Source organism: Stenotrophomonas sp. 22DLJC03 (assembly GCF_056861405.1).
On the sequence record NZ_JBSPUG010000001.1, the window covers coordinates 1,060,317 to 1,075,882 of the forward strand.

Annotated in this window: 13 protein-coding genes; 9 read left to right on the plus strand and 4 right to left on the minus strand. The window is 67.7% G+C overall.

Annotated elements, in window-relative coordinates:
* The first annotated feature begins 102 nt into the window (after window positions 1-102).
* Window positions 103-282, plus strand: coding sequence for a 30S ribosomal protein THX (locus tag AC13GA_RS04905; RefSeq protein ID WP_004150462.1), 180 nt, complete (start codon window positions 103-105; stop codon window positions 280-282).
* Between the two features lie 112 nt (window positions 283-394).
* Here the strand turns inward: AC13GA_RS04905 and AC13GA_RS04910 are convergent, their stop codons facing one another.
* From AC13GA_RS04910 to AC13GA_RS04920, 3 genes are all read right to left on the minus strand, one after another.
* A complete protein-coding gene (locus AC13GA_RS04910; RefSeq protein WP_337302003.1) occupies window positions 395-1,654 on the minus strand; it encodes an alkaline phosphatase family protein in 1,260 nt (419 codons plus the stop codon).
* Between the two features lie 408 nt (window positions 1,655-2,062).
* The gene (locus AC13GA_RS04915) at window positions 2,063-2,554 is read right to left on the minus strand and encodes a methylated-DNA--[protein]-cysteine S-methyltransferase (protein WP_012510484.1); all 492 of its coding nucleotides are present in this window, start codon (window positions 2,552-2,554) and stop codon (window positions 2,063-2,065) included.
* The gene (locus tag AC13GA_RS04920; RefSeq protein ID WP_136640096.1) at window positions 2,551-4,029 is read right to left on the minus strand and encodes a DNA-3-methyladenine glycosylase 2; all 1,479 of its coding nucleotides are present in this window, start codon (window positions 4,027-4,029) and stop codon (window positions 2,551-2,553) included. The genes AC13GA_RS04915 and AC13GA_RS04920 overlap by 4 nt, the downstream gene beginning before the upstream one ends.
* A 352-nt stretch (window positions 4,030-4,381) precedes the next feature.
* Between AC13GA_RS04920 and AC13GA_RS04925 the strand changes: the two genes are divergently transcribed.
* The 4 genes from AC13GA_RS04925 to ubiM all read left to right on the plus strand — a co-directional run bounded on the left by AC13GA_RS04925 (window position 4,382) and on the right by ubiM (window position 7,809).
* Entirely contained in the window at window positions 4,382-5,545 is a 1,164-nt protein-coding gene (locus AC13GA_RS04925) for a COG3904 family protein (RefSeq protein ID WP_482997635.1), read from the plus strand.
* 58 nt (window positions 5,546-5,603) lie between these two features.
* The gene (locus tag AC13GA_RS04930) at window positions 5,604-6,149 is read left to right on the plus strand and encodes a DUF4019 domain-containing protein (protein WP_046983173.1); all 546 of its coding nucleotides are present in this window, start codon (window positions 5,604-5,606) and stop codon (window positions 6,147-6,149) included.
* Window positions 6,150-6,160: 11 nt separating this feature from the next.
* The gene (locus tag AC13GA_RS04935) at window positions 6,161-6,550 is read left to right on the plus strand and encodes an MAPEG family protein (protein WP_032128357.1); all 390 of its coding nucleotides are present in this window, start codon (window positions 6,161-6,163) and stop codon (window positions 6,548-6,550) included.
* Window positions 6,551-6,630: 80 nt separating this feature from the next.
* A complete protein-coding gene (ubiM, locus tag AC13GA_RS04940) occupies window positions 6,631-7,809 on the plus strand; it encodes a 5-demethoxyubiquinol-8 5-hydroxylase UbiM (protein WP_482997636.1) in 1,179 nt (392 codons plus the stop codon).
* A gap of 25 nt (window positions 7,810-7,834) precedes the next feature.
* On the opposite strand, the gene AC13GA_RS04945 is transcribed toward ubiM, so the two are convergent.
* A complete protein-coding gene (locus AC13GA_RS04945) occupies window positions 7,835-8,056 on the minus strand; it encodes an RNA-binding S4 domain-containing protein (RefSeq protein ID WP_006426190.1) in 222 nt (73 codons plus the stop codon).
* 265 nt (window positions 8,057-8,321) lie between these two features.
* On the opposite strand from AC13GA_RS04945, the gene AC13GA_RS04950 reads away from it, so the two are divergent.
* The 4 genes from AC13GA_RS04950 to AC13GA_RS04965 all read left to right on the plus strand — a co-directional run bounded on the left by AC13GA_RS04950 (window position 8,322) and on the right by AC13GA_RS04965 (window position 15,450).
* On the plus strand, window positions 8,322-10,268 hold the full coding sequence (locus tag AC13GA_RS04950; RefSeq protein WP_482997637.1) for a DEAD/DEAH box helicase: 1,947 nt from the start codon (window positions 8,322-8,324) through the stop codon (window positions 10,266-10,268).
* A 227-nt stretch (window positions 10,269-10,495) separates the two neighbouring features.
* Window positions 10,496-12,919, plus strand: a complete 2,424-nt coding sequence (locus AC13GA_RS04955) for a putative bifunctional diguanylate cyclase/phosphodiesterase (RefSeq protein WP_136638672.1) — start codon at window positions 10,496-10,498, stop codon at window positions 12,917-12,919.
* A 109-nt stretch (window positions 12,920-13,028) separates the two neighbouring features.
* Window positions 13,029-14,693 carry a sensor domain-containing diguanylate cyclase gene (locus tag AC13GA_RS04960; protein WP_482997638.1) on the plus strand — a complete coding sequence of 555 codons (1,665 nt, stop codon included), beginning with the start codon at window positions 13,029-13,031 and terminating at the stop codon, window positions 14,691-14,693.
* 34 nt (window positions 14,694-14,727) lie between these two features.
* Entirely contained in the window at window positions 14,728-15,450 is a 723-nt protein-coding gene (locus AC13GA_RS04965) for a pseudouridine synthase (RefSeq protein ID WP_012510490.1), read from the plus strand.
* Window positions 15,451-15,566: the final 116 nt, after the last annotated feature.

Consider the following 15,566-nt stretch of genomic DNA (forward strand, 5'->3'; position numbering starts at 1 on the left):
TGATAGGCTCTCCGATCGTGCGCGGGGGCGCCCAGCAAGGCGGCCCCGCCGAACCCGTGTCAGTACGGGGTAACCAGATTTCACATTTGAGGAGTTGAAGACATGGGTAAGGGTGACCGCAAGACCGCCAAGGGCAAGCGCTACAACGCCAGCTACGGCAACGCCCGTTCGCACACCGCGAGCAAGGTCGCCGTAGGCGCCGCCGCCCCGGTTGCCAAGAAGACCGTGGCCAAGGCTCCGGCGAAGAAGGCTGTGGCGAAGAAGGCCGTCGCCAAGGCCTGATCCGGCCGGTCGACTGCTTCGAAGAAAAACGCGGCGCTTGGCGCCGCGTTTTTTTATGCCCGTCGTTCCGGTTGCTGCGTTCGCCGGGCCATGCCCGGCGGATGACGCTCGATCAGCGCAGCGTCTTCTTCAGCGTTTCCGCATTGCCGTCGTTCGGCGCCGCCGGTACCTGCAGCAGGTGGGCCAGCAGCGGGTAGACGTCGATATTGTCGAAGCCGTCGATCACCAGGCCCTGGCGGAACGACGGGCCGCTGGCCACGAACACTGCACGCATCGACGGCAGGGCATTGTCATAGCCGTGCGAGCCACGATCCTGATGGTCGCGCTTGGCGATCTTCTCCTGATGCAGGGCATCCCAGCCTTCATCCATCACGCAGACGATGGCGGGAATGCGCGGGTGAGTGCCGTAGTGCAGGCGCGCCGGCAGGTTCTCTTTCTTCCAGCACTCGTACCGGTCGTGACGACCGAGCAGGGCGCGCTCGGCGGCGGCTTCGTGACCGGCCAACGGCGCAAAACCCACCGACTGGCCCTGGCTGACATTGCGCGCGATGGCCGGGTCGACCATTGATTCGGTGGAGATCACCTGGCCGACCGGGACGCTGGCCATGCCATGGTCGGAGACCACGATGACGTTGGTGGTCGCGGCCAGGCCTCGTTGCAGCAGGCCGTCGAGTACCTGCCCGATGATCTGGTCGGCGCGCACGATGGCGTCGGCGTACTGCTTCGATTCGGGGCCGTGATTGTGGCCGGCCTTGTCCACGTGCTCCATGTACAGCGTGGTCAGGCGCGGTGCGTCGGCATCGGTCTGTGCAAGCCAGTCCAGCACGGTGCCCGCGCGTTGTTCCAGCGGTTCCTTGCCGTCGTACACGCGCCACTGGCTCGGGCGCACGCCACGGATTTCCGATTCGCTGCCCGGCCACGAGGTGGTGGCCGAACGTACGCCGGCGTTTTCGGCGCCGACCCAGATCGGTTCACCGCCCCACCAGCCGCTGGTGGTGACCGCCTCACGGTTGCTCAGCTCGAACCTGCCCAGCGTTGCATCGTCCATGCTGTTGTTGACGATGCCGTGGTGGTCCGGGCGCAGGCCGGTGACGATGGTGTAGTGGTTGGGGAAGGTCAGCGAAGGATAGGACGGGGTCATCCAGCGAGCACGCACACCGCCATCGATCAGTCGCTGCAGGTTCGGGGTCAGGCCGCGGTCCAGCGCATCGGCGCGCAGGCCGTCGATGGAGATCAGCAGCAGCTTCGGCGGCACAGCCGCAGCGACGGAAGTGGAAGCGGAGGCGGAGGCGGAAGGGGCGGGCGCGGTGGTGGTGCAGGCGGCCAATGGCAGCAGCAGCGCCAGCGCGCAGGTCAGGCGTACGGAAGTCATCCGCCCATGATAAGCCGGTGCAATGACGCGCCCAAGACACGGCGCGCTATCGCGCGCCGTGTCCGCGCATTTTTCCTTGTCCCCGCGCCTGTCTGCGCGCCGTCTTCAACAAGAAGGGGCTTTTCCTCAGACATGTTCCTGATGCTTCCATCCACGCATGGCGTGGATCTGTCGTGTCGACCAAGGTCGACACCTACCCACAGCCGCGGGAATCTGTCGAAGGTGGGGCGGTATGGGGAGGCAGGACCGTTGGCGCCATGGATGGCGCCATCGAGCCCCCATGGACGGGTTCACGGCGTGTCCTGCCCACCCATACCGCCCCGCCCAACGCGTAGAAAATCGGAGCTGTATTGGCTATTGACCTTGCCCTTGCCTCTGCGGGTGCCGGGCGCAGCCCGGCCAGCCCTCTCAGGCGAACAGCGGAGCCTGGCGTTGTTCCAGTCGCAGCAGTGCGGCCTTGGTTTCCAGTCCGCCACCGAAGCCGGTCAGCGCGCCGTTGCTGCCGATCACACGATGGCAGGGCAGGATGATCGGCAGCGGGTTGCGTCCATTGGCGGCGCCGACGGCACGGGTCGCGCTGGGCTGCCCCAGATGCTGCGCCAACTGCAGGTAGCTCCAGGTCTGGCCGAACGGGATCAGCGCCAGCGCCTGCCACACGCGCAGCTGGAACGGCGTACCGCGTGGCGCCAGTTCAAGGTCGAAGCTGCTGCGTTCGCCGTGCAGGAACTGCAGCAGCTGCTCGCGTGCTTCCGGCAGCGCATCCGGCGCGTAGTGCCAGTCGTCGCGGCCGCGTGCCGGGTGACGGTTTTCCGGGAACAGCACGTGCGACAGACCACGCTCGTCACCGGCGATGGTCAGCACGCCGATCGGGCTGTCGAAACGGTCGAACAACAGGGTCATGTCGGTTCTCCAACGAATGTGCCGGACAGGTGCCAAAGATGCAGCACGGCATAGGCGCGCCAAGGGCGCCACGGTTGCGAGCGTGCTTCGGTGGCACGTTCGCTCAGGCGCTGGCCCTGCGCATGGCCGAGCACCTGCTGCAGTACGAGGTCGCCGGCGGGGAAGGCATCGGGCTGGCCGAGCCCGCGCAGGGCGATGTACTGCGCAGTCCACGGTCCGATGCCAGGCAGTGCCACACAGCGGGAAACGAACTCTTCCAGCGCCTGGCCCGGGCCGAAGTCGAGCGCGCCACTGGCACAGGCGGCGGCAAGCGCACGTACGGTGGCGGCGCGGCTGCGTGGCAGGCCGATCGATTCCAGCGGCGCTTCGGCCAGAAGCTCGGGGGCCGGGAACTGGCGATCGAATTCCGGCGGCATGCCCGGCAGGTGCGCGCCATAGGCATCCACCAGCCGCCGCGCGAAGGTAGTGGCCGCAGCCACGCTGACCTGTTGGCCGAGCACTGCGCGCACGCCTACTTCGAAACCATCCCAGCCGCCGGGCACGCGCAGCCCGGGGCGTTCGGCAATGCCGCGCGCCAGCAGCGGCTCTTCGCCGAGCGCGGTGTGTACCTGCTGCAGGTCGGCGTCCAGATCGAACACGCGACGTACGCGGCGCACGATGTCCGGGATCAGTCGCGGATCGACCGCGCCCAGCTGCAGCCGCAGTTCCGGGCGTTTCGGGTCGGCGGTGACGCGCAGCAGGGTGGGGCGCTCCGGTGTGCCGAGCACGCGCTGGTAGTTGTCTTCGCCGATCAGCTCGATGCCGGGCAGGCTGCGCTTGCGCAGGAAAGCCAGCATGCGCGGGAAATCCAGTGGTGGCCGGTATGCCAGACGCAGTACCAGGCAGCCATCGTCGGTGGCCAGCGGCTGGTGCTGGCGACGCAGTGCGGTCGGCGCCATGCCGCAGCCTTGCAGGAACGCGGTATTGAAACGGCGCAGGCTGTTGTAGCCGGCGGCCAGTGCGACATCGGTCACCGGAAGCGTGGTTTCGGTCAGCAGCTGCTTGGCCAGCAGCAGTCGATGGGTGGCGTGGATCTGCCCTGGCGTTGCGCCCAGATGTTCGACGAACAGGCGCTGCAGCTGGCGCGCGCTGAGTCCGATCTTCTCTGCGAGGTCGGCTACTGGCTGCTCCTGCAGGAAGCCGCCATGGATCAGGGCCAGTGCGCGCTGCACGGTCTGCCCGGCCAATGCCTGCTGCGCCTGCGGTGCCAGCTCGGGGCGACAGCGCAGGCACGGGCGGTAACCGGCTGCCGCAGCAGCGGCCGCCGTCGGGTAGTAGGTGATGTTGCGCGGCTTCGGTGGCGGTGCCGGGCACACAGGGCGGCAATAGATGCCGGTGCTGCGCACGGCGGTGAAGAACACGCCGTCGAAGCGTGCGTCGCGGGCCAGGCGGGCGCGGTCGCAGGCGGCGGTGTCGAGGGCGAGGGCGGTGTCCATGGCGCCAGTCTAGGCGCGTGCGGGCGGGGATACTCGCCGGATTCGGACATGGATGCTGGAGGGGGGGGGCTGGCAGGGCCGCGCCCTGCACCCGCCTAGGCCAGAGCAACAGCAACAGCGGACTTCCGGGAGGGCGGGGTGGGTCCGGTTGCAGGGGGCGCTGCAAGACCCACCCCGCCTTCGACAGGTTCCTGCGACCTGTCGGGACGGCGTTCCGCAGTGCTGTTGGTGGGTGTCGACCTTGGTCGACACGCTTTTTTCCAAGGGTCAGAAGGGGTTCAGTGCCACGCGCTGAATGCGCGTCGTGGACGGGTAGACTGTGGCTCTTGCTCTCATGAATCCCGGTTGCCCGATGTCCGCCAAATTCCGCTGGTTGCCCCTGTTGTGCCTGGCCCTGGCGGGCTGCAGTCAGTTGGAGAATCCGGGCAATGTGACCGCTGCCGACAAGGCGGCGCGGGCGCCGGCCAGTGATGGCGAGAACATGGTGTCGATCAATGCTGCCGATGCACCGCCGCCGCCGGCGCCGCCGCGCAGCCGGGCGGATCGGCCATGGCCGCAGGCGCAGCTGGAGAATGGCCGCGCCTGGGTCAGCTGCAGCACCGAGTATGCCGGCGATGCCGGCGACGGCACCGAGCTGGAAGGGCTGCAACGCGACCAGATCAGCCAGGCGCTGGCGCCGTGCGCCGAGCGAGGCCTGTTACGCGTGCGCTACGCCGGCAAGATCAATCCCGGCTTTGCCGAGATGATGTGGCGTTTGGCCGTGGTCGCCGACGAACAGAAGATCCACAAGCGCATCCTTGACCTGGACTCCAGTGGTGGCCAGGTGGAATCGGCGATCGTCGCCGGCGACAGCATCGGTGAATCGGGCTGGACCATCTGGGTGCGCGAAGGCTCGATCTGCCACAGCGCCTGCGTGTTCGTGCTGGCCGCCGGTGACAACCGCCTGCTGTCAGGCAAGGTCGGCATCCACCGCATGATGCGCATCAGTTCCAAGGCCACCTCACGCGCTGAGCTCAACCGCGAGCTGCACGAGGTCTACGACAACGTGAAGGATTACCTGCAGCGCAACGGCGTGGCGGTAGGCGTGGCCGACCTGATGATGACGGTGCCCAATCGCAGCCTGCGCCTGCTGACGCCGGACGAACTGCGCCAGTACGGCCTGGACGGCACCAACGCGGTGCAGGACGACCTGGAGCGGATCAAGCAGATGCGTGCCTGTGGTGACGACTTCGTGCAGCGCAAGGACGCGTTCCTGATCGCCTTCGACCAGCAGTGCAAGCACGAAGGCGCCGACATGGAATCGATCAACAGCTGCGGCCAGGCGTTGAAGCAGCGCTTCGGCTTCCCCGATGCGGTGTGCCCGGAAGAAAGCCCACTGTCGGAGATCGATGTAGCAACGCTGCCGCCCGCGCCTTCGGAGCCACCGCCGGTGGCCGAACAGGCACCGGTGAACACTGCCGCGCCCGCTGCACAGGCCGATGCAGCAGTGGTGGAAGGCAGCGCCCCGGCACGCTGACGGCGTAGTCACTGCGCTGGCGTAGACTGCGGTTCTTTCCCGAGAACCGGCGGTGTCCATGAAGCGCGTGCTCCTGCTGCTGTCCTTGCTGCCCCTGACTGCATTGGCGCAGGCGCCTGCGCCCGCCACGCCTGCACCGGCGCCCGCCCGCCCGGCACCTGCTTCGCCAGCAGCAGCAAAACCGGCCACGGCCGGCGCACCGGCGCTGACCGCCGCGCAGCAGGCGCAGGTACAGAAACAGGACGCGGAAATGGGCGCGGCCGCAGTGAAGGCGGCGCAGCTGGTCGATGCCAACCGCGCCGGCGAATTGTGGGATGGCGCTTCGGCCGTCGCACGCCGTGCTGTACCGAAGGCGGCCTTCGTCAGCCAGTTGGCCAGCGAGCGTGCGCGGCTGGGCGCCCTGGCTGGCCGCGGCCAGCCGACCATCACCCGGGTCAAGTACAACGCCGGTGCGGCGGTACCCGAAGGCCTGTACATCAACGTCAGCTTCCCGACCCGTTTCGCCAACAGCGCACAACCCGTACGCGAACTGGTGTCGTTCCGTTTCGACGAGGACCATGTGTGGCGCCTGGCCGGTTACAGCCTGCGTGCGTCGGCACCCTGAGGAGATGAACGATGGCAACTGAACTGACGATGCTGGCCTGGTCGGTGCTGCTGGGCTTCGTCTACATCTTCGCCACCTCCACCGTAGTCACCCGCGAGCGCGGGATGAAGTGGAATGCCTCGGCGCGTGATGGCGAAGCCAGGCCACTCAGCCCGCTGGCCGGTCGCCTGCAGCGGGCCCAGGCCAACTTCCTGGAGACCTTCCCGTTCTTCGCCGCTGCTGCGATCGCGGTGGTGGTGGCCGGGCGCGGCAACGACACCACCGCATTGGCGGCGCAGGCCTACTTCTGGGCACGGGTGGTCTACCTGCCGCTGTATGCCGCAGGCGTGCCCTACGTGCGCAGCCTGGTCTGGGCGGTATCGCTGCTGTCGATCCTGGCGCTGGTGTTCGCGCTGCTGTGATCGTGGCCTGATCCAGATCAAGGCCGCTCAGGTCCGCAGCGCTATGCTGGCTGCGACTGAATCAACGGCAGGAGGCGCGCATGCGCAGGATGGACGTGGTGGTGGTCGGCGCCGGACCGGCGGGTCTGTGCTTCGCGCGCGCGCTGGCCGGCAGTGGCCTGCAGGTCGGCATGGTCGAAGTACAGCCGCGCCAGGCGCTGGCCGAGGCTGCCTTCGATGGCCGTGAGATCGCGTTGACCCATGCCTCGCGGCAGAGCATGGAACAGCTGGGCCTGTGGCAGCGACTGCCGGACGCCGAAGTCGCCGAATTACGCGATGCCAAGGTGATGAACGGCAGTTCGCCGTTTGCGTTGACCTTTGCCAGCAGCCAGGTCGATGGCCAGCCGTTGGGCTGGCTGGTGCCCAACCATCTGATCCGCCGCGCTGCATGGGATGCCGTGCAGGACCAGGACGGACTGGAACTGTTTGACGGGCGCAAGGTGCAGAGCGTGCAGGCCGATGCGCAGGGCCATGTGGTCACGCTGGATGACGGCAGCACGCTGCACGCGCGCCTGCTGGTGGCCGCCGACAGCCGCTTCTCAACAACCCGCCGCATGCTCGGCATCGGCGCGCAGATGCGCGACTTCGGCAAGTCGATGCTGGTGTGCCGCATGCAGGTCGAGCGTGATCACCACCACACCGCATGGGAATGGTTCGGCTACGGCCGTACCATGGCACTGCTGCCGCTCAACGAGGGCCAGGCGTCTGCGGTGGTCACCTTGCCGCCGCGCCAGATTGAAGCGCTGCTGGCGATGGACGAAGTGGCCTTCGGTGACGCCATCAGTGACTGCTTCGAGCACCGTCTGGGCCGGATGCAGCCGGTGGCCACGCCGCAGGCGTATCCGCTGGTTGGCGTCTATGCGCACCGTTTTGTCGGCGAGCGTTCGGCGCTGATCGGCGATGCTGCGGTGGGCATGCATCCGGTCACCGCACATGGCTTCAATCTGGGCCTGGCCAGTGCGCAGCGGCTGGCACAGGGCATCGTCGAACAGCAGCGTCGCGGTGCCGACATCGCCGCCGCCGGCATGCTGGCCAGCTACCAGCGCGGTCATCGGCTGGCATCGAGGCCGCTGTACGAGGCCACCAACGCGATCGCCAGCCTGTATACCGACGATCGCCGCCCGGCGCGGCTGCTGCGCGCGGCCGGCCTGCGCCTGGCACAAGGCGTGGCACCGTTCAGGCAGCTGATCGCCTCGCACCTGACCCAGCGCGTGGCCTGAACCGGTTCAGATCAGCCCGTTCAGATCAGCCGGCGGCCAGCACGCGGATCTGGCTGTCGGCGAATTCAACCACCTGGCCTGCGCGGATCTTGCAGGCCTTGCGCAGTTCGACCTCGCCGTCGACCAGCACCTGGCCTTCGCTGATGACCATCTTGGCCTCGCCGCCGCTGGTGACCAGGTCGGCCAGCTTGAGCAGCTGCTTGAGCTCGACGTAGTCGCCGTCGAGGTCGAATTCGAGAATCTGCATGGAACGGGTTTCCTGGGAAGGGGCGCCGGATTCTGGCCGGGCCGGGAGAGGGCGCGTATTGTGCGCCAGCACGGGGCATGACGGCACACGCACGGCAACCTGTATGCATGGTTCAGGATCAATGCGGTATGATTCCGCTCTGAGCGAGTGAAATCTCCTCCAACCGAGCAGCGCCAGGGCACGCGATAAGAAGGGCGCCCAAAGCGCGGACCATCACCTTTTTTATCGCACTGCCAGGAAGACGGCAGTGTCTTCGGAGTTCCCCATGTCCCAAGAATCCCAAGCGCAGCTGCAGTTCGCGCAGCTCGGCCTGTCCGAGTCTGTCATGCAGGCGGTCACCGCCATCGGCTACGAAACCCCGTCGCCGATCCAGGCTGCCACCATCCCGGCGATGCTGGAAGGCCGTGACGTGCTGGGCCAGGCCCAGACCGGCACCGGCAAGACCGCCGCCTTTGCGCTGCCGGTACTGTCCAACATCGACCTGCAGCAGATCAAGCCGCAGGCGCTGGTGCTGGCCCCGACCCGCGAGCTGGCCATCCAGGTCGCCGAGGCGTTCCAGTCCTATTCCTCGAAGATCCCCGGCTTCCGCGTGCTGCCGGTGTACGGCGGCCAGCCGTATGGCCAGCAGCTGTCGGCGCTGCGTCGCGGCGTGCACATCGTGGTCGGTACCCCCGGCCGCGTCATCGACCACCTGGATCGCAGCACGCTGGACCTGTCCGAGCTGAAGACGCTGGTGCTGGACGAAGCCGACGAAATGCTGCGCATGGGCTTCATCGACGACGTCGAAGCCGTGCTGAAGAAGCTGCCGGCCAAGCGCCAGGTGGCGCTGTTCTCGGCCACCATGCCGCCGCAGATCCGCCGCATCGCGCAGACCTACCTGCAGGATCCGGTGGAAGTGACCATCGCGGCCAAGACCACCACCTCGGCCAACATCCGCCAGCGCTACTGGTGGGTGAGCGGCATGCACAAGCTGGACGCGCTGACCCGCATCCTGGAAGTCGAGCCGTTCGACGCGATGATCATCTTCGCGCGCACCAAGGCCGGCACCGAGGAGCTGGCCAGCAAGCTGCAGGCCCGTGGCCTGGCCGCTGCCGCCATCAACGGCGACATGCAGCAGGCGCAGCGTGAGCGCACCATCGCCATGCTGAAGGAAGGCAAGCTGGACATCCTGGTCGCCACCGACGTGGCGGCCCGCGGCCTGGACGTGGAACGCATCAGCCACGTGCTGAACTACGACATCCCGTACGACACCGAAAGCTACGTGCACCGCATCGGCCGTACCGGCCGTGCCGGCCGCAGCGGTGAGGCGATCCTGTTCGCCACCCCGCGCGAGAAGGGCATGCTGCGCCAGATCGAGCGCGCCACCCGCCAGCCGATCGAAGAAATGCAGCTGCCGAGCGTGGAAGCGGTCAACGACAACCGCATCAACAAGTTCACTTCGCGCATCACCGAGACCCTGGGCCAGGGCGGCCTGGACTTCTACCGCCAGCTGCTGGAACGCTTCGAGACCGAGCAGAACGTGCCGGCCATCGAAGTGGCTGCTGCGCTGGCGAAGATGATGCAGGGCGATACCCCGTTCCTGCTGCAGCCGCCGGTGCGTGCACCGCGCGAAGAGCGTGCGCCGCGTGAGCGTTTCGAGCGCAGCGAGCGCCCGGAACGTGGCGACCGCAACGAACGTGGCCCGCGCTTCGAGCGTGGCCCGCGTCGTGACGATGCCGAGGGCGGCTTCGAGCAGCGCCCGCGCCGTGACGTGCCGCCGCGCGGTGCACCGGAGCAGGGCATGGAAACCTACCGCATTTCGGTCGGTCACCAGCATGGCGTGAAGCCGGCCAACATCGTCGGCGCCATCGCCAACGAAGCTGGCCTGGAGAGCCGTTTCATCGGCCGCATCGACATTCACGACGACTTCTCGCTGCTGGACCTGCCGGCGCAGATGCCGTCGGACGTGCTGACCCACCTGCAGAAGGTGTGGGTCTCCGGCCAGCAGCTGCAGATGCGTCCGCTGGCGGCCGGTGAAGAGATCAATCCGGCGCCGCGTCCGTTCAAGCCGCGCTTCGACAAGCGTGGTCCGGGCGGCCCGGGTGGTCCGGGTGGTCCGGGTGGTCCGCGCCGCAGTGGCCCGGGTGGCCATGGTGGCGACCGCGGTGGTGACCGCGACAGCCGCCCGCCGCGCCGTGACGGCTTCAAGCCGCGCGGCCCGCGCAGCTACTAAGCCACACCTGCGGTCCTGAACATCGCCAGCCTCCGGGCTGGCGTTGTCCGTTGTGGGCCCGGAAAAGGGGACGGAGGGGATTAAGTCGCTTATGCCCGGCAGTGCGCTTATGCCGAAAACGACTTAATCCCCTCCGTCCCCTTTTCGCATGGCAAACACATTGGCGGTCATAGGCTGGCTCGGTTCCAAGGGAGGTTGTCACCGCAGCACATTCGGGGGGATCCGGGATGGGTAGGAGTGGCACGGACCAACACAGCCGGCGGGTGCCGATGACCCGTGGGCTGGGACTGCGATTTGCGTTGCTGACGGGCATGGCGATCGGATTGGTCGCCTTGTCCGCCCTTATCCAGGAGCTGCAGGCGGCGTCCACGGCCTGGATTGCCGGGCAGGGCTACTGGTCACGGGGGCAGCAGGATGCGACTGCAGCGTTGAGCCGTTATCTGGCGCGCGGCCATGCCCAGGATCTGAACGACGCGCGGCAGGCGCTGCAGGTGCCCCTGGGCGATCTGCAGGCAAGGCTGGCGCTTGAACAGGCCGAGCCCGATGAGTCTCGGGCGCGGCAGGGCTTCCTGCAGGGCGGCAATGCCCGCGCCGATATTCCGCGGTTGGTGTTCTCGTTCCGCTATGCGCGGGACCTGGGTGCGTTCCGCGAAGCGACCGCGCTGTGGCGGCAGACCGATGGCGACCTGATGGCGGTGCAGGACCTGGTGGCGGAGCTGCAGCGGCGGCACGGCGGAGGCAGCTTGCCATTGACCGATCGTGATCGCTACCTGCAGCAGCTGCGGGATCTTGATCGACGCCTGCAGGTACAGGCGCAGGCGTTCTCGCAGGCGCTGCTGCGGATGGCCACGATGGTGCGGGTGGCGACGCTGATGGTCGGCGGCCTGTCGGTACTGGCGATCAGCCTGATGGCGGTGGCCCTGGCGCGTCGCGTCGGCAAGGACCTGACCGAGCATGAGAGCCGCTTCCGTGCCGCGTTCTACCAGGCCAACGTCGGCATGCTCAAGCTCGACACCGATGGCAAGGTGATGGAAGCCAACCAGGCGATGGCCGATATCCTCGACTATCGCCGTGACGTGCTGCTGCAGATGTCACTGGGTGACCTGCTGATGGAAGGCGAGCTGGTCATCGATGGCGTGGGCCGCATCGACTGGGACCGGCAGCTGCGACCGAGCGAGCTGCGCTTCTGTCGCCGCGATGGCAGCCTGGTCTGGGGGCGCTGGAGTGGTACCGGCGTGCGCAGTGCCGGTGGTGGGCTGTCGGTGTTCGCGATCATCGAGGACGTCAGCCAGAACCATGCACTGGCGCGCGAGATCGAGCATCACGCCAGCCACGATCCGTTGACCGGCCTGATCAATCGTCGAGAGATCGAGCGGCTGCTGGAACGTTCACTGCTGCAGGTGCGCAGCGAGGGCGGCACGCATTCGCTGTGCTACATCAACCTGGATCACTTCAAGCTGGTCAACGACAGCTTCGGCCATGCTGCCGGTGACCAGATGCTGCGCAGTTTCGCCGACTACCTGGTGGCAGCAGTGCGTGATGGTGACTGGGTGGGCCGGCTCGGTGCCGATGAATTTGCGGTGTTCCTCGCCCATGCCGGGCAGGACGAGGCCAAGCGGGTACTGCAACGGGTGATCCGCAACCTGGGCCAGGCCACGTTCCCGATCAGCGAGGGCAGCCCGCAGTTGAGCTGCAGCATCGGCGTGGTCGAGGTCAGTGCCGAGGCGCCGGACGCGAACTGGTTGATGAGCGCCGCCGACAGCGCCTGCTATGCGGCCAAGCAGGCCGGGCGCAACCGTGTGCACTGCTTCAACGAGAACCGCATGGCGCTGGAGGAGCGGCGCCAGGAAGCCGAGCGCCTGCAGGGCGTCAGCCTGGCGATGGCCGAGAACCGCATGCTGTTGTATGCACAGCGCATCGCCCGGGTGGGGGATCCGTCCTACCTGCACTACGAAGTGCTGGTGCGCATGCGCGGTAGCGATGGCAGCCTGCACCTGCCCGGCCAGTTCATGCCGGCCGTGGAGCGTTATGGCATGGCCGTGGCGCTGGACCGGCACGTGCTGGGGCTGCTGTTCCGCCACCTGCAGGTCTGCCCGGCACACGTGCGCCAGCTGGGGCTGTGCAACGTCAATGTGTCCGCGCAGTCGATCGCCGAGCCCGGCTTCCTGGCCTTCGTCTGCGATCTGCTCGAGCGCAACCGCGCGCTGGCCTCGAAGCTGTGTTTCGAGATCACCGAGACCGCGGCGATCAGCAACCTCAGCCAGGCCCGCGCTTTCATCGATGCGGTGAAGGCACGCGGCTGCCGGATGGCATTGGACGATTTCGGCTCCGGCCTGTCCTCGTTCGGCTACCTGCGCCAGTTGCCGGCCGACATCCTCAAGATCGACGGCGCATTCGTGCGTGACATGGATACCGACCCGATCAGCCACGCCACCGTGCGTGCGATCAGCGAGCTAGGGCGTGAACTGCAGATGGAGGTGGTGGCCGAATGGGTGGAGACCGCCGAGGTGGCCGCCGCGCTGACCCGGCTCGGCGTGCAGGGGTTGCAAGGGTATGCGATCGAGCGACCGCAGCCGCTGGAACGGATGACCCTCAGTGACCTGAGGCCGGTGCGCCTGGTGGCGGTGAAGGGGCCTCCGGCAGCTGGCTGAACGGCCGGTGGCGACTTTGGTCTACACATGCGCTGCGCGCCCGGCTGCGATAATGCGCGCCAGGGGCGACGCGCAGTGGGCGCGGACGTAAGCAGGAACAGGATGTGGCGTGGGCGTCAGGCAGTGGCGGTACGAAACAGGGGCGCTGCTGGTCGTCCTGCTGATGGGAGTGCTGTTTCCCGATCCGGCGCGCGCGCGCATGGCCGAGGCCGGCCGGGATTTCCTGCTGGTTGGCGCACCTACGGATGAACCGACGCCGCATCGTGGCTGCACGCCCGCGATGCTGGCCGGGCCACGCGAGCAGGTAGAGGTACCGGCGCCGCCCGGGGGGTGGTCGGGGCAACCCCAGGCCCTGGATGTGTTCAACGTGTTCGCTGGCGAAGTCCGCGTACAGCATGGCGACCGCGAGATCTGCGGCAACATGCACGATGCACGCACCCGTGATTCACGCTTCCGTGCCGGCATCGGCCTGGTGGCGGTGCCGGCGGCTGGCAGCCATGAGCCGTTCCTGGTGTCGTGGCAGGCGCCGCTGAAAGCGCGCTGGGTGCCGACCTTGCGGCTGGGTGCGCCCAGTCCGGTCCAGCAGAACGATACCGCCCGCCTGCTGGTGCGCGCGGCCTGCATCGCGGTGGCGATCGCGCTGGCGCTGTCGGCATTGATGGCCTACCTGACCACCCGTGACCGCAGCTTCCTGGTCTACATCGGCGCGACGTTCGTGGTGGTGGTGTGGCAGGCGATTCTTGGCGGCTTGAGCGGCTACCCCGAACCCTGGCTGCCGGTGGGGGAGCGTGGCGCATGGTGGCTGCTGGCGCTGACCGCTGCGACCCAGGCGCTGGTACTGCCCGCTCTGTGGCGCCTCAACGGCGGGGACCGCCTGCTGCCACGCTCACGGCCGGCACAGCAGGGCGTGCTGTGGGGCCTGATGGGATTGGCCGCGCTGGTACCCTGGCTGCGCTGGGAAACCCTGGCGCTGCTCGCGCAGGGCCTGCAGCTGAGCTTCATCCTCGGTTGCCTGCTGTCACTGGCCGCCGGCATGCGGGCGTGGTTGCGTGGTGACTGCTGGGCGCTGGCAGGCCTGGCGGCGCTGGTGCCGCTGCTGGTGATGATCGCCGCCGATGCCAGCAGTGCGGAGTGGCTGCTGGAGTACCGGGTGGAAGCACTGCAACTGTCGGTGACCTGGCTGCTGATGATGGCGGCCTATGCCCTGAACCAGCGGCTGGGGCGGCTGCGCCAGCAGCGTGATGAGCTGCGCCAGCTGGCCGAGACCGACGGCCTGACCGGATTGCCCAACCGCCGCGCCGGCCTGCAGCAGCTGGCCCGGCACCTGGAGCGGGTCGATCGTGAGCGTGGCCCGCTGGTGATCGGCTTCCTGGACATCGATCTGTTCAAGGACATCAACGACCGCCACGGCCATGCGGTGGGGGACCAGGTGCTGGTGGCGGTGGCGCGCGCGCTGCGGACTGCGGTGCGCAGCGAGGATGAGGTGGTGCGGATGGGCGGCGAGGAATTCCTGCTGCTGATGCCGGGCATGCCGCGCGAAGCGGCGTCGGCGCGGCTGGATCGGCTGCGCCAGCGCATCATCGAGGCTGGCCAGGCATTGCAGGTCCCAGGGCTGGAGGTCACGGCCAGCATCGGCCTGGCACAGTGGCGTCCGGGCGAGGATGACCTGGCCGCGCTGCTGCGCCGGGCCGACCATGCCATGTACGTGGCCAAGCGGGCGGGCCGCAACCGCGTCTTCGACGGCGAAGAACTCGATCCACCCGTGCCGGAATGAAGCGCAGCGGGCGGCGATGCCGGATAATGGGCCGATGACCACCCGACTCAACAAACATATCGCCGACACCGGCTTCTGCTCCCGCCGCGAGGCCGATCGCCTGATCGCCGCCCGCCGGGTCACCGTCAACGGCCACCCGGCCGGTACCGGCGCGGTGGTGGGCGAGGAAGACCAGGTGCTGGTCGACGGCCAGCCGCTGCGCGCGCGCGTTGCACGCAAACCCGGTACCCGCCGCCACGTCTACATCGCGCTGAACAAGCCGGTGGGCGTGACATGCACAACCGAAACCTCGGTCAAGGGCAACATCGTCGACTTCGTTGGCCATGAACAGCGCATCTTCCCGATCGGCCGTCTTGACAAGGAGTCTGAAGGGCTGATCCTGATGACCAGCAACGGTGACATCGTCAACCAGATCCTGCGTGCCGAGAACGGCCATCAGAAGGAATACCTGGTGGCGGTGAACAAGCCGGTCACCGACGAGTTCCTGCGTGGCATGGCCCGCGGCGTGCGCATCCACGATCAGATGACGTTGCCCTGCAAGACCTCGCGCATCGCCAAGTTCGGTTTCCGCATCACCCTGCAGCAGGGCCTGAACCGGCAGATCCGCCTGATGGCTGCCGAGTTCGGCTATCGCGTGACCCAGCTGCGCCGCGTGCGCATCGACAACATCAAGATCGGCGCGCTGAAGCCGGGCCAGTGGCGCAACCTGACCGAGCAGGAACTTCAGGGCCTGCTGCCGAAGCAGCTGGACTGGTAACGCGAGGTAGTGCCGGCCGCTGGCCGGCTGCACCAGGCATCGGATGAGCGCGGATGCCGGCCAACGGCCGGCACTACCCGTTGTGCGGATTGCGGACCGGCATCGGCTAGACTCCG